The organism is Bacillus sp. FSL W8-1202 (assembly GCF_038006165.1).
Lineage (GTDB): Bacteria > Bacillota > Bacilli > Bacillales > Bacillaceae > Bacillus > Bacillus subtilis.
On record NZ_JBBOUR010000001.1, the window covers coordinates 3,138,897 to 3,160,934 of the forward strand.

The following is a 22,038-nucleotide window of genomic DNA, read 5'->3' on the forward strand; positions in this document are numbered from 1 at the left end:
ACTATCACAGCTTATTTCTGCTATTCAATCCAGGAATCAATGTGCTATCACCAAGAATCTCAGAACAGACCATAAAAAATGACTGGAGGTTTGTTACGGATGAGTTCTTTAACGATGCAAGTGACGAAAAGGCTGGAGACATTTTTACAGGGAACAAAGAAGCTTTATATTGACGGAAAGTTTGTTCCGAGTGCCTCAGGGGCAACCTTTGACACTCCAAACCCGGCGACCGGCGAAACCTTGATGACGCTGTATGAAGCCCAGGCTGCGGATGTGGACAAAGCTGTTAAAGCTGCCCGGAAAGCCTTTGACCAAGGTGAATGGAGAACAATGTCTCCAGCTTCGAGAAGCAGACTGATGTATAAGCTGGCAGACTTAATGGAAGAGCATAAAACTGAGCTTGCTCAGCTTGAAACACTTGATAATGGGAAACCGATCAATGAAACGACTAATGGAGATATTCCGCTGGCTATTGAGCATATGCGCTATTACGCCGGCTGGTGTACAAAAATAACAGGACAGACGATTCCGGTTTCCGGCGCTTATTTTAATTATACGCGTCATGAGCCTGTCGGTGTCGTCGGCCAGATCATTCCATGGAATTTCCCGCTCCTGATGGCGATGTGGAAAATGGGCGCGGCACTTGCAACAGGCTGTACAATCGTCCTCAAACCGGCTGAACAAACACCGCTTTCAGCTCTTTATTTGGCAGAATTAATTGACCAAGCCGGTTTCCCTGCCGGTGTAATCAACATCATCCCAGGATTCGGTGAAGATGCGGGAGAAGCGCTGACGAACCACGAAGCGGTTGATAAAATTGCCTTTACCGGTTCCACTGAAATCGGAAAGAAAATCATGTCCACCGCAGCGAAAAGCATTAAGCGTGTGACATTGGAGCTGGGCGGAAAATCGCCTAATATTCTTCTGCCGGATGCGAATTTGAAAAAAGCCATCCCGGGCGCTTTAAACGGTGTGATGTTTAACCAGGGTCAAGTCTGCTGTGCGGGCTCACGTGTCTTCATTCATAAAGACCAATATGATGAAGTTGTTGATGAAATGGCATCCTATGCTGAGTCACTCCGCCAAGGAGCGGGACTTCATAAAGATACTCAAATCGGGCCTCTCGTAAGCAAGGAACAGCATGAACGCGTTCTTTCCTATATTCAAAAAGGAAAAGATGAAGGAGCAAAAGCAGTGACCGGCGGAAGCTGTCCTTTTGAAGCAGGATATTTTGTCGCACCGACTGTGTTTGCGAATGTTGAAGACGAAATGACCATCGCAAAAGAAGAAATTTTCGGACCCGTGCTGACTGCAATTCCGTACGAAACAGTCGATGAAGTTATTGAACGGGCAAACCATTCAGAATATGGGCTTGCAGCCGGACTATGGACAGAGAACGTCAAGCAGGCTCACTATATCGCGGACCGACTTCAAGCCGGAACCGTTTGGGTCAACTGCTATAATGTGTTTGACGCGGCGTCTCCATTTGGCGGTTATAAACAGTCAGGACTCGGACGAGAAATGGGATCATATGCCTTGGATAATTACACAGAAGTCAAAAGTGTATGGATAAACCTTGAAGACTAACATGTATGTTTAAAAAACTGCTGCCTGCCAGCAGTTTTTTTCTTTCTGTAATGGCAGTAAAAGACGCTGAATATATATGCTTCTGAAGGAGTTGAGCGTGATGGGCACACTTCAGGAGAAAGTGAGGCGTTTCCAAAAGAAAACCATTACGGAGTTAAGAGACAGGCAAAATGCTGATGGTTCATGGACATTTTGCTTTGAAGGACCAATCATGACAAATTCCTTTTTTATTTTGCTCCTTACCTCACTAGATGAAGGCGAAAATGAAAAAGAACTGATATCATCCCTTGCAGCCGGCATTCATGCAAAACAGCAGCCAGACGGCACATTTATCAACTATCCCGATGAAACGCGCGGAAATCTAACGGCTACCGTCCAAGGATATGTCGGGATGCTGGCTTCAGGATGTTTTCACAGATCTGAGCCGCACATGAAGAAAGCTGAACAATTTATCATCTCACATGGCGGTTTGAGACATGTTCATTTTATGACAAAATGGATGCTTGCCGCGAACGGGCTTTATCCTTGGCCTGCTTTGTATTTACCATTATCACTCATGGCGCTCCCCCCAACATTGCCGATTCATTTCTATCAGTTCAGCTCATATGCCCGTATTCATTTTGCTCCAATGGCTGTAACACTCAATCAGCGATTTGTCCTTATTAACCGCAATATTTCATCTCTTCACCATCTCGATCCGCACATGACAAAAAATCCTTTCACTTGGCTTCGGTCTGATGCTTTCGAAGAAAGAGATCTCACGTCTATTTTGTCACATTGGAAACGCGTTTTTCATGCACCATTTGCTTTTCAGCAGCTGGGCCTACAGACAGCTAAAACGTATATGCTGGACCGGATTGAAAAAGACGGAACATTATACAGCTATGCGAGCGCAACCATATTTATGGTTTACAGCCTTCTGTCACTTGGTGTGTCACGCTATTCTCCTGTTATCAGGAGGGCGATTACCGGCATTAAATCACTGGTGACTAAATGCAACGGGATTCCTTATCTGGAAAACTCTACTTCAACTGTTTGGGATACAGCTCTAATCAGCTATGCCCTTCAAAAAAATGGTGTGACCGAAATGGATGGCTCTGTTACAAAAGCAGCCGACTTTTTGCTAGAACGCCAGCATACCAAAATAGCAGATTGGTCTGTCAAAAATCCAAATTCAGTTCCTGGCGGCTGGGGGTTTTCAAACATTAATACAAATAACCCTGACTGTGACGACACTGCAGCCGTTTTAAAGGCGATTCCCCGCAATCATTCTCCTGCAGCATGGGAGCGAGGGGTATCTTGGCTTTTATCGATGCAAAACAATGACGGCGGATTTTCTGCTTTCGAAAAAAATGTGAACCATCCACTGATCCGCCTTCTGCCGCTTGAATCCGCCGAGGACGCTGCAGTTGACCCTTCAACCGCCGACCTCACCGGACGTGTACTGCACTTTTTAGGCGAGAAAGTTGGCTTCACAGAAAAACATCAACATATTCGACGCGCAGTGAAGTGGCTTTTCGAACATCAGGAACAAAATGGGTCTTGGTACGGCAGATGGGGTGTTTGCTACATTTACGGCACTTGGGCTGCTCTTACTGGTATGCATGCATGCGGGGTTGACCGAAAGCATCCCGGTATACAAAAGGCTCTGCGTTGGCTCAAATCCATACAAAATGATGACGGAAGCTGGGGAGAATCCTGCAAAAGCGCCGAAATCAAAACATATGTACCGCTTCATAGAGGAACCATTGTACAAACGGCCTGGGCTTTAGACGCTTTGCTCACATATGAAAATTCCGAACACCCGTCAGTTGTGAAAGGCATGCAATACCTTACTGACAGCAGTTCGCATAGCGCCGATAGCCTCGCGTATCCAGCAGGGATCGGATTGCCGAAGCAATTTTATATTCGCTATCACAGTTATCCATATGTATTCTCTTTGCTGGCTGTCGGGAAATATTTAGATTCTATTGAAAAGGAGACAGCAAATGAAACGTGAATCTTATCAAACGGAGATGTTCAATTGGTGTGAAGCCCTGAAAGATCAGATTCAAAAGCGAGGACAGCTTGACCAGTTTGTAGATCAAATCGACCAGATGATTGAGGCTCTGGAAGATGACCAAACAACAGAAGAAGATTGGTATAAACAGGCCGCTGCTCTTTATCGGGATATTACAGAATCAGATGATACAAGTGAAAGACGCGCTTATGTCCCTATAGGGAAACATGTGCTGCCAAAGCTTCCGTACAAATACTCCGCCTTAGAACCTTATATTTCACGCGATATTATGGTCCTTCATCATACAAAACATCATCAAAGCTATGTCGATGGCCTGAACAAAGCAGAATCAGAGCTTAAAAAAGCGAGAGCAACAAAGAATTATGACTTAATCACTCATTGGGAAAGAGAGCTTGCGTTCCATGGAGCAGGCCATTATTTGCACAGTATTTTTTGGTTTTCTATGCATCCAAACGGAAAACGGCGTCCTACAGGGGCATTGTTCCAAATGATAGACCTTTCATTTGGAAGCTATTCCGCTTTTAAAGAACATTTTACCCAGGCCGCTAAAAAAGTGGAAGGCGTCGGCTGGGCCATTCTGGTCTGGGCACCTCGATCAGGACGGCTGGAGATTTTAACGGCAGAAAAACACCAGCTCTTCAGCCAATGGGATGTGATCCCCCTTTTACCGCTTGACGTATGGGAGCATGCCTACTATTTGCAATACAAAAATGACCGGGCCAGCTATGTCGATCACTGGTGGAATGTCGTGGATTGGCGCGAGGCTGAAAAACGTTTTGAGCAGGCAAAAGAAGTCGTTTGGAAGCTCTATTAAAAAAAGCCCCCTTTCCCCGGGGGCTTCGTGTTTTAAAAAATCCCTACCACATGCAAAAACACGATGATGATGGCAACAGGAGATAGATATCGAATGAGCAGCAGCCAAACCGCAAACCACTTTCGTTTGAGATTGGAACCGCTTTTCAGCTCGTCAAACAAATCCTGTTTCGGTATTTTTAGCGGGACAAAAATCGAAATCAGTAACGCACCTAACGGCATTAAAATATTGCTCACAAGATAGTCGGCCGCATCAAAAATAGACAGATGAAATATAGTGACGTCACTTAAGACACCGTATGACAATGCAGACGGCACACCGACAATAAAAATAGCAATTCCGCCTAACCAAGCGAATCGTTTTCTCTTATTGACATCACCTTTCGACAGTACTGCGACCAAAATTTCCAGCATTGAAAAAGCAGATGTCAATGCAGCAAATAAAAATAGAAGTAAAAATGCTAATAAAAAGATAATTCCGAACGGCATTTGATTAAACACAGTCGGCAGCACGTTAAATAACAGAACCGGGCCTTGGTCTGGTTTGAGGCCGAATGAAAAGACAGCTGGAAAAATCGCAATTCCGGCCATTACAGCAACAAGCATGTTCATAACAGTTACAGATACAGCGGACTGTACCAGATTTTCCTGTTTCTCTAAATAAGCGCTATACGTTACCATGACAGATACACCGACACTTAATAAGAAAAAGGATTGTCCCATTGCATATAAAATGGTATTGGCATCAATTGCAGTTAAATCAGGCATCAGGAAAAATTTGATTCCTTCCATCGCGCCATCAAGTGTAACCGAGCGCACCATTAAAATGATGAATAATAGAAAAAGCGCCGGCATTAATACTTGGCTTGCTTTTTCAATTCCGCTGCTTACCCCTTTTGCAACAACTAAAATTGTTACCACCATAAAGAGCAGCTGGCCTCCTACAGCCAAATAAGGATTTGAAATGGTACTTGCAAATATCGTATCAAAACCAGATGTCTGCGATAAACCGCCAGTGAAGCCTTTTATAATATAAATTAAAATCCATCCGCCGACGACACTGTAGAAAGATAGAAGAATAAAGCATGTCACCATGCCTAAATAACCGATCCAATGCCACTTCGTTCCTGGAGCAAGTGTTTTATAGGACTGAACGGCATCTTTCTGTGTTCTTCTGCCTATGATGAATTCACCTAACAATAAAGGCAGTCCGATTAAAACCGTAAATAAAATAAAAATAAGTAAAAATGCGCCTCCACCGCTGGTTCCGGCAACATATGGGAATTTCCATATCGCACCAAGCCCGATAGCTGATCCTGCCGCGGCTAAAATAAAGCCGAGCTTCGAAGACCATTGATTTGCTTCCTTCACCGTATCACTCCTATTTGATCTAACCATTATAAAGGTTCATTGTAAGAATATCTTCCTATATAGTCAAGAACATTTTAATTAGTTTACATCATATATCTATAGACATCTGCCAAAAACTAATATTGAATTATTCAGAAAATTATTTATAATAAGAGAATGTTATGAAATTTGTAAGAATTTCTGCTGAAGTTCTTGATAAGTGTGTTAGGAGTGTTTTTATGGACATCATTAGAAAAATAAGTCATTTTGCAGGACAAACCTTTGGCATATGGGTCATTGTTTTTGCAGTGCTGGGATTTTCTTTCCCATCTTTATTTACGTGGATCAGTTCTTATATTACGATTTTTCTTGGCATTATCATGTTTGGGATGGGCCTTACACTGCAAGCCGATGATTTCAAAGAGCTGGTCAGAAAGCCTTGGCAAGTTATTATTGGAGTAATAGCTCAGTATACGATCATGCCGCTCGTTGCTTTCGGCCTCGCATTTGGGCTTCATCTTCCAGCTGAAATCGCAGTTGGTGTTATTCTTGTCGGCTGCTGTCCCGGGGGAACTGCATCTAATGTTATGACATTCTTAGCAAAAGGAAATACTGCCCTTTCTGTTGCGGTTACAACCATTTCTACCTTATTGGCACCTGTTGTAACACCGTTGTTGATTATGCTGTTTGCCAAAGAATGGCTTCCTGTCTCGCCGGGGTCTTTGTTTATCTCAATTTTACAGGCGGTTTTATTTCCGATCATTGCAGGTCTGATTGTCAAAATGTTTTTCAGAAAACAAGTGGCAAAAGCCGTACATGCCCTTCCGCTTGTTTCTGTCATTGGCATCGTTGCGATTGTCTCAGCTGTCGTCAGCGGCAATCGGGAAAATCTGCTTCAATCGGGGTTGCTCATTTTTTCAGTTGTTATCCTGCATAACGGTATCGGTTATTTACTTGGGTTTTTTTGTGCAAAGCTTTTAAAAATGGATTACCCGTCTCAAAAAGCGATTGCAATCGAAGTCGGCATGCAAAACTCCGGGCTTGGGGCTGCACTTGCCACGGCTCATTTCTCACCGCTATCGGCCGTACCAAGCGCAATATTCAGTGTGTGGCATAACCTTTCAGGTTCTATGCTTGCAACATATTGGTCAAAAAAAGTGAAAAAGAAACAAGCTGGATCCAAAAGCAGCAATCTATCACTTTAAATATGCATCAAAAAAGGTACATCACTTTATCGTGATGTACCCTTTTTTATTATCCTTCTAATAAAAGCTGTTCAGGATCTTCCAGTAAATTTTTGATTGTCACGAGGAAGCCAACCGCTTCTTTACCGTCTACAATCCGGTGATCATAAGATAAAGCGAGATACATCATCGGACGGTTTTCGAAACGCTCTTCATCAATTGCTACTGGGCGCAGCTGAATCTTATGCATGCCCAGTATACCGACTTGAGGGCTGTTTAAGATCGGAGTTGACATCAGTGAACCGAAAGTCCCTCCGTTGGTAATCGTGAAGGAACCTCCCTGAAGCTCGCTAAGGGTTAATTTATTGTTTCTTGCTTTTTTCGCAAGCTCGCCGATCTCTTTTTCGATTCCTGCAAATGTCAGGCGGTCCGCATCTCGTACTACCGGTACGACAAGGCCTTCATCAGCAGCAACAGCGATACCGATATCATAGAATTTCTTAACGATCAACTCATCGCCCTGAATTTCCGCATTCAACAGCGGATATTTTTTCAATGCAGCCACGACCGCTTTCGTGAAGAAAGACATAAAACCGAGCTTCACTTCATTTTGCTCAAAGAATTGATCTTTGCGGCGTTTTCTGAGATTCATAACAGCCGTCATGTCCACTTCATTAAATGTAGTCAGCATCGCCGATGTTTGCTGCACCTCTACAAGGCGTTTTGCAATCGTTTGTCTGCGGCGTGACATTTTTTGCACTTCGACAGGTTTGTCAAAGCTTTGCTGTGCTTTTGGAGCCTGAGGCTGCTGCTTTTGCTGAGGAGCCGGTTTTGATGCCGGTTTTTCGTACGCTTCGACATCCTGCTTGCGCACTCTTCCAAGCGGATCTCCAGTTGGAACTTGAGACAGGTCAATTCCTTTTTCTCTCGCCAGCTTACGGGCCGACGGAGAAGCGATCGTTCTTGATTTTGCTTCAGATTGTGCTTCCTCGCTCACCTCTTGTGCAGCTGGTTCAGCCTGTTTCTCTTCTTTCACGCTTTCCTTGCTTTCTGCTTTCTCTGTAGGAGCAGGGGCAGAACTTTCACCCGCGCCTTCTGAAATCGTACCGATAATTTCTCCGACCTGGACGGTATCACCCGAATCTTTCAATACCTCTTGAAGTACACCCGATTCTTCTGCTGTCAATTCAACATTCACTTTATCCGTTTCTAGTTCAAGCAGATATTCACCCTGTTCTACATAGTCACCAGGCTGCTTTAACCATTGGGCTATTGTTCCTTCTGAGATTGATTCTGCTAATTCAGGTACCTTAATTTCCGCCATTTTTTCATTTCCCCCTTAGTTTTTGCGAGTCAAGCTATCAGATACAATACGTTCCTGTTCTTTTTTATGAACTGTCGGATCTCCCTCTGCAGGGCTGGATCGTCTTCTTCGTCCAATATATTGAACGCTTACTCCCTCTGGTGCAATCTCTGTCAAATACGGGCTGATATAACCCCAAGCCCCCATGTTCTGCGGCTCTTCCTGCACCCAAACGATTTCTTTCAGGTTCGGAAGTTTTGCAAATAACTCTTTGACTCCTTTTGCCGGGAATGGATACAACTGTTCAATTCTCGCAATGTGAAGCCACTCTTTACCGTCTTCTAACTTATTAAAATGATCACTGATGTCTATAGACACTTTACCGCTGGATAATACAAGTCTGGTTACTTTTTCATAGTCATGAGAAAGTCCCGACTGTTCATAAACAGGCTGGAAGCGGCTTTCGCTGAGCTCCTGCACTTCCGACACCGTATTTGGGTTGCGAAGAAGGCTCTTCGGCGTCATAATGACGAGCGGTCTGATTTCTTCACGAAGCAGCATTTTAGCCTGTCTTCTTAAAATATGGAAATACTGTGCCGCGCTTGTCAGGTTGGCAACCGTCCAGTTGTTTTCTGCTGCAAGCTGCAAGAATCGCTCGATTCTTCCGCTTGAGTGCTCAGGCCCCTGTCCCTCGTAACCGTGCGGAAGCAGCATGACTAATCCGGATTTTTGGCCCCATTTCGCGCGTCCGGCAGAAATAAATTGGTCAAAATACACTTGAGCAGCGTTGGCAAAATCTCCGTACTGTGCTTCCCACAAAACAAGCGTTTCCGGTGAATGCACGTTATAGCCGTATTCAAAACCGAGAACCGATCCTTCAGACAGCGGGCTGTTATGAACAGCAAATGATGTGCTGCAGTCAGATAAGTGATGAAGCGGCACAAATTCTTCGCCCGTCTCACTGTCATGAAGCACAAGGTTTCTTTGGGCGAACGTTCCGCGCTCGGAATCCTGTCCTGTTAAACGAATCGGTGTTCCGTCTTTCAAAATTGAAGCAAACGCGAGTGATTCTGCCAAAGACCATTCCACTTTTCTGTCATCATCGAACGCCTTGGCGCGTCTTTCTAAAATGCGCTTTAGCTTGCCGAAAACATTAAATGACTCCGGCCAGTTGATCAATTCGCCATTCAGCTTGCGGAGCACATCAAAATCAATCGAAGTGTCCACATCTGGGAAACCGTTTGATACAGGCTCTGGAAGTTCAATTTCACAGGCAGTGTGTTCCTTTTTAGACGGAACTTTCTGATATGCATCTTCAATGCGCTTCGTTACCGATTTTTCGATGTTTTGAACGACTTCCTCGGTAAGTACGCCTTCTTTTACCAGCTTTTCAGCGAAAATTTGTTTGACGGTCGGATGCTTTCTGACAGCATCATACAACATTGGCTGAGTGGTTGACGGTTCATCCATTTCGTTGTGTCCATAGCGTCTGTACCCGATCAAATCAATCAGAAAATCCTTGTTGAATGTTTTTCGGTATTCGACCGCAAACTTAACAGCTGAAAGACAAGCTTCAGGATCGTCCGCATTCACGTGAACAATCGGAATTTCATAACCCTTGGCCAGGTCGCTGGCATATTTTGTCGATCTGGATTCAGCGCTTTCTGTTGTAAATCCGATCATGTTATTGGCGATAATATGAATGGCACCGCCTACTTGATACCCTTTTAAAGAACTTAAATTCAATGTTTCAGCTACAATTCCTTCCCCAGGGAATGCAGCGTCTCCATGGATTAAAATAGCCAGCGATTTTGTTTCATCTTGTACCGGGTATCCGCTTTGTGTTCGCGTTTCCTGTGCCGCTCTTGTGCTGCCTTCAACAATCGGATTGATAAATTCCAAGTGGCTCGGGTTGTTCGCTAACGTAATGCGCGCTGATTTTGTTTCAGCGTCTTGAAGCTCCCGATTCGCCCCCAAATGGTATTTGACATCCCCTGTCCATCCGTAGCTGATTCCAATTGATCCCTCAGACGGGACAAGATCTTTATTCGGCGCATGCTGGAATTCAGAGAAGATGATTTCATACGGTTTGCCGAGCACATGTGCCAAGACATTCAGGCGTCCCCTGTGCGCCATCCCGATGTTGACACTTGTCGTGCCTGATTTGACAGATTGTGCAATAATGTCATCAAGCACTGGAACAAGAGCGTCCAGACCCTCAATGGAAAAGCGCTTCTGCCCGACGAATGTGCGGTGCAAAAACTGCTCAAAGCCCTCTACTTCAGTCAGTCTTTCCAGCACAGCCGACAGTTTTTCAGCTGAGTTCTTCTGGAACAGCTCGCCAGATTCAATCTTTCTTGTCAGCCACTCGCGCTCTTTGAAGTCATGCACATGGTCAAATTCAAAAGAGATGGTTCTTTTATACGTATTTCGTAAATACTGAATGGCTTCTAAACCGTTCGTAATGTTTTTAGGAGCGTCTTTGCAGATGACAGACGCAGGTATTGCTTTTATTTCCTCTTCTGTTAGCCCGTAATCGGATAATGGAAAAAGTTCGCTCTTTTTCCCATCCTTTCTGAGCGGATTGACGGAAGCGTTCAAATGGCCATAGGTTCGGATATCTTCTGCAAGTCTGACTGCGGATGCGATCTTTTGAATCAGATCGGCTGTAACACGTCCCTTTTCTTTTGTTCCCGAGGCCTCTTTTATATCGCTTGGCGGAGCACCGAGCTCGTCGAACATTTCCTTCAAATCCGGGTCAATGCTGTCCGGATCCTGGGTATATTGATCGTAAAGCTCCAGCGCATAGCCGAGGTTCGGACCGTAAAAATCTTCCCAATTCATTCGTTGTTTCATACTATTTTGAAACATTTGAATATTACCCCCAACTTAGATAATCAAGTGATTGATTCACTATCTTGAAATAACTTTCGAACGCTGTGTCCAAAATTATGTAATAAAAACGCTTCCAACGATATTTTACCACTGTTTGCAATTTGATTCTACCTTGATTGTTCACAAAATAGTAAAAAACCTTTATAAAAAACAAAAAATTTAATCATTCGAAAAAACAAACGCCAAAAAGCATAGGATTAAGGGCTACCCTATGCTTTTATGAAGCAGTTTTTTCAGCAGCGGATACAGAACATCCGGTAACTGATCAACATCCGGGACAAATATACTGAATTTTCCGTACATATCCTGGATCGTCTTCATTTGCGATTCTTCTATTTCTGAGTTGGAGAGAAAAACATTTATCACTTCTATTCCTCTTTTTCGGGCTTCGATAACCGCCTCACTTGTATCGACGATCCCATTTTGTTCGTAGCCAAATGCGGCCGGCTCTCCATCTGAGAAAACAATTAAGAACTTTTGCGCCTCGCTGCGATGCAGCATTTTTTTCGTCATCTGCCTAATTGCGTACCCGTCACGGTTATCTTCTTCTGGCTCAAGCTGCATAATGGCCGGTCCAGACTCTTGTCTTAATGATGATTGGAAGGGAATAACCGTATTGAAATAGTTTGGCTGGCTTGTTTCGGTTGCATCATTTGTGTCCTCCCAGAACCCGACAATCTGATGCGGAACCGCTACCGATTTCAACGCTTCGTGAAACAGCACGATTCCTCGTTTTGTTTCGTCCATTTTGTCGAACATGCTGGCTGAACAATCGACCAGCAATGTAAAAACTGCGTCGATTTCTGAAGATGGTTCTTGCTTTTTGTAGAACAGGCGCGGATTTCGCTCAGTGAAGTAGCGAAGAAGCTTATTGTTCAGTCTCCCGGCATGAAGATCTGTTCTCGGCAATGTTTTTTTATGTTCAAGCGTTTTTTGAATCATTTGTTTCAAACGCTTTTGATACGATTCAATCGTTTTTGCCTGCTGTTTATAAGAAAGCTCTTCTTCACTGGTTGCCGGCTGCGGTTCTTTATAAATTGGAAATGCATATTTATTTTCTTTGCCGTCAGCCATCCCCGCTCCGTTCGGCTGGTCTTTTTGGGACTCCAGCGCTTCCAGCTTGGAATAGTCTTTCCGTTTCGTTTGTCTGGCTGATCCTTGAACAGAGCCAAGGGCCTGATCTCCATCGTCGCCTTCCCTTGAAGCATCTTTTCCTAAATCTGATTTTGCGCCGTGTTCAATATCAAATTGAAGGAAGCTTTTAGACGGTGCTTCTGTTTCCCGGTGCCATGTCGGCATTTCTTCTTCATGGATATCCTCATCACCGTCTGATTGTTTTGGAAGCGTGATGTCATCACTCAGCTTCGGCGCTTTTTTCTCTTCTTCAAATAACGGCTGTTCTGCAGCTTTTGCGTAGTCAAGCTCAGGCAAAAAGAAGTAGGTGTTCAACATGTCTTTATCGAGCACCTCTTCAAGCCCATCCATGAGGTCCTCAACAATTTTCAGAACCTGCCGTGTCGAATCTGCTTCATACACACGCAAGAGCTGCTGCTCTATAAACGGGCGCATCAGATCGATATCTTCACGCATGGACGGAAGGGTCTCAAGCGGCGATTCCGCTGTGAGCTTGACATAGATCGCGCAAAAGAGCGCATCCGTAAAAATGCTTCGTTCCAAATTTAAGGTCAGCTGAGTTGAGAAATGTTTTCTGTACATGTCTTTTCGCTTCGCAAATACATGTTTCGTACCCGGACGCTCATGTTTGATGCGTTCTTCGATTCTAATGTCTTCAAGCAGCATAAAGAGCTGCTTGGCAAAACTTTTAAACGTAAGATGGCGATGGATATCATTCAAAAAGTTCGCAAACTCATGCAGCGAGCTATATCTTGTTCCGACTGAACGCAGGTAGACGTCGCTTTTCAGACCCGCTTCCATGTCCTCAGCTGCCCTGTCTTTCCAAAAGTGGCTCATATAGATTTTCTTTTCAAATGGATTGTAATAGGACTGAACGCCATACTCCACTTCTACCGCTTCACTCTTGGTGAGTGTTTTGGCCAAATCAGTCAGCATCATAAATAAAAATGAATCAATTGTGCTGTCGTTAAATTTGATAAATTTCATCGCAGCCCCCTCATTCAAACAGAGTTTCTGCAATATTTCGGACGGCCGCTTTTTCCCGATCATCATCAAGCTTTTCTACAATTCCCCGCTCAATGGCACGACGCGGCGGAATATAAGCAGCTAAATCACATGTATCGATTAAAGCTCTGATGGATGCCGCTTCTTCAGACACCTGTCCGTTATTGGCCTGAACGATCAAGTCAGAGGAAAGCGTGATAAATCTGTCAATCAATTTCTCGTCTTTCAAGGCTGACTGAGACATGAGCACTTGTTTCAGCAGCTCGCCTTTAATATAAGGCACATCAATGATGACAAAACGGTTTTTCAACGCTTCATTCAGAGGAACAGTTCCGACATAGCCTTCATTGATGGCTGCAATGACCCCGAAACCGCTTTTAGCCCGTATGACCTCGCCTGTAAACGGATTTGTCATCATTTTTCTGTAATCTAATACACCGTTTAAAATAGGCAGTGTTTCCGGCTTCGCCATATTGATTTCATCTATATAAAGAAAATGTCCTTCCTTCATTGCCTTTGTAACAGGTCCTGAAACAAACTCGATTGTTGCCTGGCCAGATTGATTTTCAATCGTTTTATAACCGACCAATGCCTCAGCGTCCAAGTCGACTGAACAGTTGACGCTGTGCATCGGTTTATGAAAATAGCTGGACAATGTTTCTGCCAGCTTTGTTTTTCCTGAACCTGTAGGCCCTTTCAGCAGGACATTTTTCCCCATGGCTAATGCAATAATGGCGTCAAATAAAATGGCTTCATCCTCCGCCTCATAGCCTGATGTTCCTATAAGCGATTGAAACTCTGGGGAAATAGGCTGCTCTTTATATGATAAAAGCTTTTGTTGTATATCTTCCGGCAATGTTAAGTGCTGTAGTTGTGTTGTCATAGACAGATTCCCTTTCCTATTCATATTCCTTAACGAGTATACTAAAAAAGCCCCTGTATGCTCAATACAAAAGGGCTTGGATGATATTACTGCTTCTCGTTATTTCCCAAAAGGGCTCCGCAGACAATACGCGCACCGGAATTGCCGCTTGGGTTTGTCAGATAATCGTCCGCTTGTTCATGAATAATAAATGCACTTCCGTCCTCGTCGAGAATATTTAGTTTACTTCCTTTTTTCAGTGAAGTGTCAGGCGCATTCATTATGACATCTACCTTTCCATCAGCACCGACTTCAAGGTTCGGCAGATCTCCGGCATGATGTCCCATCGGATTATTGAAGCCGTGTTCTTTGTTCAGTGGATTAAAGGGACCGCCCGCTGATTCAAAATCCGGCCTGACACAAGAACCTTTCTCATAAATATGAAAACCGAGAGAAGCACCTGGACGCAGGCTGTTTGCGGAAATATGAATATCGAGGCCTTCATCATCTGATTCTTTGATCTCTATAAAGCCGACTGCTTTCCCTTCACGATTGACCAACTGGACATGATGACCAAACGCTGACGTTTCAACCACTTTTTTTTCCGGCACCCGGTTAGGAGGGTCTGGAGGTTTTTTTTGTCCGCATCCGGCAACTCCCAGTGCCGTCAGCATCATCAACAGCAAGAGACGGTACATACTGTCTCCCCCTTGTTTTTTCTAACAGTGTGGTCAATCATTGTCTGGTATAAACAAAAAAGCCTATAAAAGGCTTCAGCTTGTAGAGAAAACGCGTTTTTTCTACAAGCTTTTTTGTTTTATACAGTTTCTTTAGATATTCATCAGGTTTCAGATGCAGAAAAAGCGCTCCCACATGCCTAGCCCTGCTTGGCTAGGTATGTGGCAATTTTCTTCATGTTCTGGCATGCGGCTGTGAGGAGAACTTGTTCACTCACATTTCGTTTTCCCCTCAACCTGAAGCCTATAAAAGGCTTTTTGTCATACTCATTTTTAAAAATAACTTCTTGCGCCCAAGTACCGCTGTTTCCAATACGAATTGCTGAGATTGGAAATGTCGACGCCCGATGAGCTTGCATGAATAAAATCACCGCCGCCTAGATAAATCCCCATGTGAGACGGGCCGGATTTATATGTGGTAAAGAAGACAAAGTCTCCTACTGACGGCTGGCTGACTTTCTGCATGACATTCCAATACCCTGCCGTACTCAATCTTGATATAGATGATACATTATTAATGAGGTAATAAATGAAGCCGCTGCAATCAAAACCGGCAGGCGTGTTTCCGCCCCATCGGTAAGGCACTCCAACATATTTTTTCGCTTCCGTTATCATTCTGTCAATCTTCGAGCCTATTTGAATGTTTGACCCTGAGTTATCTTTTGGCTTTGTTGGCTTTGTCGGGTTTGAAGGATTAGATTTTGATGCTCCCGAAATAGTCAGAACCTGCCCGATTTGCAGCACATCCGATGATAAATTGTTTTTATCACGGATGCTTTGGACAGTGACTCCGAGCCGATTTGCAATTTTCCACAGCGAATCGCCTGCTTTTACCTTGTACGTCGTTGTTTTTGAGGGATTGGAGTTTGACGGCTTTTTTGAACCGCTGTTTCCGCTCTTCGGTGAGCTGCTTCCTTTTATTTTGAGCACCTGTTTAGGATAAAGTGTATCTGATGTTAAGCCATTTAAGGTTTTTAATTCAGCTACAGTCATATTTAAGCTGTTTGCGATTTTCCACAGTGAGTCACCAAGCTTAACCGTATATGTACTTTTTGAAGAACCTGAAGAATTGGAACCGCTGTTTTTCTTTGATCCATTTGATCCGCTTGAACTGCTTGTCCCTTTGATCTTAAGCTTTTGCCCCGGACGAATCAGGTCACTGCTCAGGCTGTTTAAGCTTTTAAGCTCAGAAACACTCATTTTATGATTTTTAGCAATCATCCATAGGGAATCACCATATGCAACTGTGTATGTTGATGTTTTGCTTGAGTTAGATGGGGATGTCGTGCTTTTTTTGCTGCTTTCAGGAACCTTAAGACTTTGTCCGACATAAAGCACCGTTGATTTCAATTTGTTTTCGGATTTCAGAGCTGATATTGTCGTATCATACTGGCGGGAAAGTTTCCAAAGAGAGTCACCGCTTTTTACTTTTATCGTTTTTGCTTCCGCGGGTGCTGCGGCCATCGACGACCCAACAACTGCAGAAACAGCCAAGCCGGCTACAATCTTCTTTTTCATTCATTCAACCTCCTAAACTGTTTTTTTGCAAAAACAGCTAGTATTTTGTTTCCAAAAATGGCACACAACTGTTTTATCGTCAATTTTTCAGCAAGTTAAACCCTTTTCAAACATTTGGCGCAGCATTTTCAGCATCGTTCGACCTTTAAACCTTCAAATAAACATCTAACATTTTACATAAGCACGATATGTTTTTCGAAAGTCTAAGGAACTATTTAAGCGAGGGTAAAAATGATGGTTTTCTATTGATGAACGAAGCAGTTTCTCCTCCTTTCTTGTCTATTTTTCTAATCAATTCTCTATCGGCGTGTCAAATCCCTCTTATGAAATGGCAAAAAGCCTGTTCTTTCGATAAGAACAGGCTTTTACACTATGCATTTGCTGATTGAGTTTTTTGTTTTACAGCTTCAAGAATGCTGTCGGCCGCTTTTTTAGAGCCGCCTGCCGCTTTCAGTGATTGTCCAATTTCTTTTGCCTTTTCAGCATACGAACGATTATTCATTACTTCTTGTATCGTCTCTTTCAGCAGGCTTTCAGATAATTCTTCTTTTTTTAACACTTTTCCTGCACCGACTTTTTCCACCTGATCTGCGACAACAAATTGGTCGCCTCCCATCGGAATGACAACGAGCGGGGTTTCAAAATACAAACCTTCACTTGTGTTGTTCATTCCGCCGTGTGTCACAAATAAGCTGGCTCTTTTCAAGATCTCAAGCTGAGGGACATACGGGCGTACAATGAAATTCTCCGGAATGTCGTTTAACTCACTTGTTTTAATATGCTTGCCGATGGAAAGCACAACTTTACCGTCAAAATCCTTACACACTTCAAGGCATTGATTAAAAAACTGCTTTTGATTATTAAAAATGGTTCCCATTGAAATAAACAGCACGTTTTCATTGTCAATCTGATCAAATGGGAAATCATTGTTTCCGGCTCTTTCTGTAATGGAAGGACCGACAAATACATATCGCTCGCCAAATTGCTCAGCCAGTGGCTGAAATCCCCTTGATGTAAAGACAATTGTCAAGTCACCATCAGCTAAAAAAACATCAAATGGCTTCTTGATCTCTGCTTGAAAATCAGCATTTAAAGTTTCTGCAAGCTGCTGGTATGATTCATAATGAGGCGAATCTTCAAGTGATCCTTTCATGTACGCTCCCATCATTTCCTTCGCAAATTCCTCATTCATCGCAAAGGTTGTACACAATGAAAATCTTGGCAGCTTCAGCAGGTTGGCGATGACTTTACCCGCGAGAAGATGGTGATCATATATGACATAATCATACGATTCATGTTTGACTTCCTCATAAATATGAGTCGCAATATCTTTACAGCTTTTCAAAAAAGCGCAGATCATTTCAGTAAAGTCTCTTTCTTCATCACCGGTTGCGTTTTTCCCGAAGTAATCTCCCCTGAAATCATGATACTCACGAAACTCTATATCAAGAGCTGTGATTTTTTCTTTATATTCCCTCACTGCGTAGTACGTAATGTTTTCTCCCCGAGATTTCAGCTCCTTCATCACACCGATAGAGGGATTAATATGCCCTTCACCGGGGAAACCGATCATTAATACATTTGCCATGCGGCAGCACCCTTCCTTTGAAAATTTATATAATATTTTATACGGTACTATAAATACATAAACAGGTAAAGTATTTCACTTTATTAATATTCATCACATATAACTTTTCTACCAGTTTATATTCCCTGTCTTCAAGACAAAAAGCATTCAGCTTGAAGCGAATGCTTTAATAAAGATACGAATTCAGTCATTTTGTCTCATGATAGGATTCTTAATCAGGCCCTTTTTATTATTTTTACGTTCTTGGTGAAATTAACGGATATAATACACCGTCTTTGGCAAACGACATCTTCCCTGTTTCCTCTGAAACCACGAGCACCAGTGCATCCGTATAGCCCGACATACCGAGAGCCGCCCGGTGCCGGGTTCCCAAATGGATATCCACTTCCTTCGTCGTCAGCGGGAGCACATTGGCTGCTGACACGAGTTTGTTTTCCCTCACTAATAAAGCGCCGTCATGAAGAGGGTTTCCGGGAAAAAAGATGCTTTCAATTAATGAAGAGCTGATCTCGGCGTGTAGGGAGGTGCCTTTTTGAATAAAATGTTCAACCGGGTCTGCTCTTTCAATCACAATTAAAGCTCCATGCTTATGTTCCGATAAGGCTTTAATCGCCTTGGCCAGCTCAATAAATGCCGGCGTAAATTCCTCAATGTATGATTGCAAATAAAAGGAGGATGCAATCCCCTGCATGTCCTGAAAAATGTGCCCTAATTCATCTAATTCACAAAGGAGACACTGGTCTTTTTCGTGAAGCGTTTTCAAGATTAGAGATGCATCACCTAATATTTGCTCTAGGTACACCTGTATTTTCTCCTTGAACGCATTTTCTGATATCTGCTCATAGCGCATAATCTTCATCTCCTGTTCAAATTTCCAACTTTTCACGAATGCTTATCTTATTGATGCACATTCTATTGGTAAAGGAGGGATGTAAAGAATGGAAATCGAAAGAATCATTCAGTATATTTGCACCTTTTTAGGCGTGATTTCGCTTTCTTTTATTTATGCCCAAATGTTTAGAAAAACGAAACCGACAAAAAAAGAATAGGCCCGGCGTTCATTGCTTTTTATACATAAAATGTTATAATTTCTCTCGTTATGAAAAAGAAACGGAGATCAATGTATGAAAGAAACTCAAAACGCCCGGGAAAAAATCAAACAGCTCTTGCACATTTTAATACCGATATTCATTACCCAGGCGGGGCTTTCTCTTATGACTTTTCTAGATACGGTGATGTCAGGGAAAGTCAGCCCCGCTGATTTAGCGGGTGTCGCGATTGGCTCAAGCCTTTGGACTCCTGTTTACACAGGACTTGCAGGTATATTAATGGCGGTCACCCCGATTGTCGCTCAGCTATTAGGCGCAGAGAAAAAACAGAAGATCCCCTTTACTGTTTTACAGGCTGTATACGTGGCCGCGCTACTTAGCATCGCCGTTTTATTGATTGGATATGCTGCAGTTGACCTTATTCTTGGCCGATTGAACCTTGATATTCACGTGCATCAGATTGCTAAACACTTTTTAGGCTTTTTATCACTGGGAATTTTCCCTTTATTTGTTTACACCGTGTTGAGATCATTCATCGACTCATTAGGAAAAACGAGAGTCACCATGATGATTACACTCAGTTCTCTTCCAATCAATTTTGTATTGAATTATGTATTTATCTTCGGGAAGTTCGGAATGCCGGGACTTGGGGGTGTAGGCGCGGGGCTGGCATCCGCTTTAACTTACTGGTGTATCTGCATCATCAGTTTTTTCATTATTCATAAAAACGCACCGTTTTCTGAATACGGGATTTTCCTTACCATGTATAAGTTCTCTTGGAAAGCATGCAAAAATTTGCTCAAAATCGGGCTGCCTATTGGGTTCGCCGTGTTTTTTGAAACGAGCATTTTCGCAGCTGTCACGCTTCTCATGAGCCATTTTCATACAGTGACCATCGCGTCCCACCAGGCAGCCATGAATTTTGCGTCTCTTTTATATATGCTGCCGCTCAGCGTGTCTATGGCTCTAACCATTGTTGTCGGGTTTGAAGCGGGTGCAGCCCGTTTTAAGGATGCACGCTCATATAGCTTAATCGGCATCATGATGGCGATCGGCTTTTCTTTGTTCACTGCCGCCTGTATCCTTTTATTCAGAGAGCAAATTGCGGGCATGTACACTTCTGACCCCGATGTGCTCCGGCTGACACAGCACTTTTTAATTTATGCGCTGTTTTTTCAGCTTTCAGATGCTGTTGCCGCACCGATCCAGGGAGCACTCAGAGGGTACAAAGATGTGAACTATACACTTGGGGCCGCTTTTGTCTCTTACTGGGTCATTGGCCTTCCGGTCGGTTATATGGTTGGTACGTTTACAAGCCTCGGTGCACTCGGCTATTGGATTGGATTAATAGCGGGACTCGCCGCCGGAGCAGTTGGGCTGTTTTTCAGGCTGGCAAAACTGCAAAAACGTTATTCGCAAAAACAACACATGTAAAAGGGGTGATCAATCATGGCAAAAAACAAAAAATTATTTGAGTATCTTTCTCAGCATGCGGAAACCATCAGTTCAACATGGTATGAAACAATCGAGGAGACTGATCCCAATTCCATTTATGCATCAACAGACCCTGTTGTCATTCACAATTTAAAGAGCCAGAATCTTGCCTTTAACTATAAAATAAACCGTATTTTTATAGATGATGAGGACGTATACTTGCCTATACTGAAAGAATGGGCCTTTGAAGTCACACAGGATCAAGAGCATTTAAAAACTCCTATCCACTATATTATTCGGGAGTTTGTCAGAGTGAGAGATTTATATGTTTCTTATGTGAAAGAATTTGTCCATCTCAATCAGGATACTGTGAAAACCGAAGAAGCCGAAGACCTGTATCACGCCCTTATAAAAGCGTTTGATCTTGTGATTCATATTTTTATAGAAGAAATGTACAAAAACACAAGCCTTCAGCTTCAGGCCCAAAAAGATATGATTACTGAATTGAGCGCTCCGGTCATCGTGCTGTTTCACAGCGTCGGACTGCTGCCTTTAATCGGAGATATTGATACAGTCCGCGCCAAGCTGATTATGGAAAACACACTGCATCAATGTGCGAGAAAAAAGGTGACACAACTGTATATTGATTTGTCAGGAGTAGCTGTGATTGATACGATGGTTGCCCATCAGCTTTTCAGTCTGATTGAGGCGCTTCGTTTAATCGGTGTTTCTTCAACTTTGTCTGGAATCCGTCCGGAAATCGCGCAAACAGCGGTTCAGCTAGGTTTGTCTTTCGAAGGTATTTCCTTGAGATCCACTCTCGCTTCAGCAATTGCATCGGACTTAAAATTAAAAAAGGTATAAGGCTTAAGGCCTTATACCTTTTTGATTAATCATTCCATTGATACGTCCAATATATTTCTTCTTCAAACCATGTTGCCATAACAGGTTCATTATTTTTCAATTTCTCTTCAAGCTCTCTGAGCATGCCTTCTGTTTGTGTGCGGTGAGCTCTTAACGCATTCATTTTAATATCAGCTACTTCTTTGATATCAAGTACGACATCAGCTTCGCCGAGAACCTCTTCTCTGTTGCGGGTAATGGCCATGCAGATTGTGCGCGGACGGTCTTCTTTCTTTTTGCGGTATAATGCACGGATAACCGCTTCCCCGCATGCATCATGGTCAGGGTGCACACCGTGTCCGGGATAAAATGTGACAATTAAACTTGGTTTTACATCATCTATGATCTCTTCCATGATATCAGCTAAATACTCATCGTCTTCAAATTCGAGCGTTTTGTCACGGAGTCCAAGCATCCGAAGGTCATTGATATCCATTTCTTTGCAAGCATTGATGAGCTCTTGTTTTCTTAGCAGCGGCAACGTTTCCCGATTCGCGAAAAATGGATCGCCCATATTTCTGCCCATTTCACCTAAAGTGGCGCAGGCATACGTAACGGGAATGTCTTTTTTTCTGTTTAAGGCAATGAGGCCTGCCACTCCATATGATTCATCATCAGGGTGAGGCAGGATTACTAGTACATGTTCTTTCATTATT

16 protein-coding genes are annotated in these 22,038 nt (G+C 43.3%); 6 read left to right on the top strand and 10 right to left on the bottom strand.

All coding sequences use genetic code 11. The features are described from left to right. Positions 1-99 precede the first annotated feature (99 nt). The 3 genes from dhaS to NSQ09_RS16430 all read left to right on the top strand — a co-directional run bounded on the left by dhaS (position 100) and on the right by NSQ09_RS16430 (position 4,421). On the top strand, positions 100-1,587 hold the full coding sequence (gene dhaS, locus NSQ09_RS16420; RefSeq protein ID WP_015714095.1) for an aldehyde dehydrogenase DhaS: 1,488 nt from the start codon (positions 100-102) through the stop codon (positions 1,585-1,587). A 100-nt stretch (positions 1,588-1,687) separates the two neighbouring features. Beyond that, positions 1,688-3,586, top strand: coding sequence for a sporulenol synthase (gene sqhC, locus NSQ09_RS16425; RefSeq protein WP_129137684.1), 1,899 nt, complete (start codon positions 1,688-1,690; stop codon positions 3,584-3,586). Then, positions 3,576-4,421: a Fe-Mn family superoxide dismutase gene (locus NSQ09_RS16430; protein WP_095843772.1), complete on the top strand. Its 846-nt coding sequence runs from the start codon at positions 3,576-3,578 to the stop codon at positions 4,419-4,421. The genes sqhC and NSQ09_RS16430 overlap by 11 nt, the downstream gene beginning before the upstream one ends. 32 nt (positions 4,422-4,453) lie before the next feature. Here the strand turns inward: NSQ09_RS16430 and NSQ09_RS16435 are convergent, their stop codons facing one another. After that, complete coding sequence (locus NSQ09_RS16435) at positions 4,454-5,791, bottom strand: sodium-dependent transporter (RefSeq protein ID WP_014477075.1); 1,338 nt, start codon at positions 5,789-5,791, stop codon at positions 4,454-4,456. A gap of 218 nt (positions 5,792-6,009) precedes the next feature. Here NSQ09_RS16435 and NSQ09_RS16440 point away from each other — a divergent pair, with 218 nt between their 5' ends. After that, positions 6,010-6,975 (top strand): bile acid:sodium symporter family protein, encoded by a 966-nt coding sequence (locus NSQ09_RS16440; RefSeq protein WP_024572776.1) that lies wholly within the window; start codon positions 6,010-6,012, stop codon positions 6,973-6,975. 49 nt (positions 6,976-7,024) lie between these two features. On the opposite strand, the gene odhB is transcribed toward NSQ09_RS16440, so the two are convergent. The 8 genes from odhB to cdaS form a co-directional block, all read right to left on the bottom strand. Next, entirely contained in the window at positions 7,025-8,278 is a 1,254-nt protein-coding gene (odhB, locus tag NSQ09_RS16445; RefSeq protein WP_033884553.1) for a 2-oxoglutarate dehydrogenase complex dihydrolipoyllysine-residue succinyltransferase, read from the bottom strand. A 15-nt stretch (positions 8,279-8,293) separates the two neighbouring features. Then, complete coding sequence (gene sucA / locus NSQ09_RS16450) at positions 8,294-11,128, bottom strand: 2-oxoglutarate dehydrogenase E1 component (RefSeq protein WP_024572778.1); 2,835 nt, start codon at positions 11,126-11,128, stop codon at positions 8,294-8,296. Between the two features lie 228 nt (positions 11,129-11,356). Further along, on the bottom strand, positions 11,357-13,273 hold the full coding sequence (locus NSQ09_RS16455; RefSeq protein WP_086343943.1) for a nitric oxide reductase activation protein NorD: 1,917 nt from the start codon (positions 13,271-13,273) through the stop codon (positions 11,357-11,359). A 10-nt stretch (positions 13,274-13,283) separates the two neighbouring features. Beyond that, positions 13,284-14,198: an AAA family ATPase gene (locus NSQ09_RS16460; protein WP_010886530.1), complete on the bottom strand. Its 915-nt coding sequence runs from the start codon at positions 14,196-14,198 to the stop codon at positions 13,284-13,286. Positions 14,199-14,260: 62 nt separating this feature from the next. Next, complete coding sequence (locus NSQ09_RS16465; RefSeq protein WP_015251895.1) at positions 14,261-14,851, bottom strand: superoxide dismutase family protein; 591 nt, start codon at positions 14,849-14,851, stop codon at positions 14,261-14,263. Positions 14,852-15,163: 312 nt separating this feature from the next. After that, positions 15,164-16,408, bottom strand: coding sequence for a D-gamma-glutamyl-meso-diaminopimelic acid endopeptidase CwlS (cwlS, locus tag NSQ09_RS16470; protein ID WP_038429142.1), 1,245 nt, complete (start codon positions 16,406-16,408; stop codon positions 15,164-15,166). Positions 16,409-16,778: 370 nt separating this feature from the next. Continuing rightward, positions 16,779-17,996 carry a macrolide family glycosyltransferase gene (locus NSQ09_RS16475; RefSeq protein WP_341032079.1) on the bottom strand — a complete coding sequence of 406 codons (1,218 nt, stop codon included), beginning with the start codon at positions 17,994-17,996 and terminating at the stop codon, positions 16,779-16,781. Between the two features lie 235 nt (positions 17,997-18,231). Further along, positions 18,232-18,855 carry a cyclic di-AMP synthase CdaS gene (cdaS, locus tag NSQ09_RS16480; protein ID WP_082098093.1) on the bottom strand — a complete coding sequence of 208 codons (624 nt, stop codon included), beginning with the start codon at positions 18,853-18,855 and terminating at the stop codon, positions 18,232-18,234. 265 nt (positions 18,856-19,120) lie between these two features. Here cdaS and NSQ09_RS16485 point away from each other — a divergent pair, with 265 nt between their 5' ends. Together NSQ09_RS16485 and rsbRC are read left to right on the top strand one after the other, a co-directional pair. Next, positions 19,121-20,479 (top strand): MATE family efflux transporter, encoded by a 1,359-nt coding sequence (locus tag NSQ09_RS16485; RefSeq protein WP_129137687.1) that lies wholly within the window; start codon positions 19,121-19,123, stop codon positions 20,477-20,479. 15 nt (positions 20,480-20,494) lie between these two features. Further along, the gene (gene rsbRC, locus NSQ09_RS16490) at positions 20,495-21,343 is read left to right on the top strand and encodes an RsbT co-antagonist RsbRC (protein WP_017697150.1); all 849 of its coding nucleotides are present in this window, start codon (positions 20,495-20,497) and stop codon (positions 21,341-21,343) included. Positions 21,344-21,368: 25 nt separating this feature from the next. On the opposite strand, the gene bshB2 is transcribed toward rsbRC, so the two are convergent. Then, on the bottom strand, positions 21,369-22,034 hold the full coding sequence (gene bshB2 / locus NSQ09_RS16495) for a bacillithiol biosynthesis deacetylase BshB2 (RefSeq protein WP_003231215.1): 666 nt from the start codon (positions 22,032-22,034) through the stop codon (positions 21,369-21,371). Between the last annotated feature and the right edge of the window lie 4 nt (positions 22,035-22,038).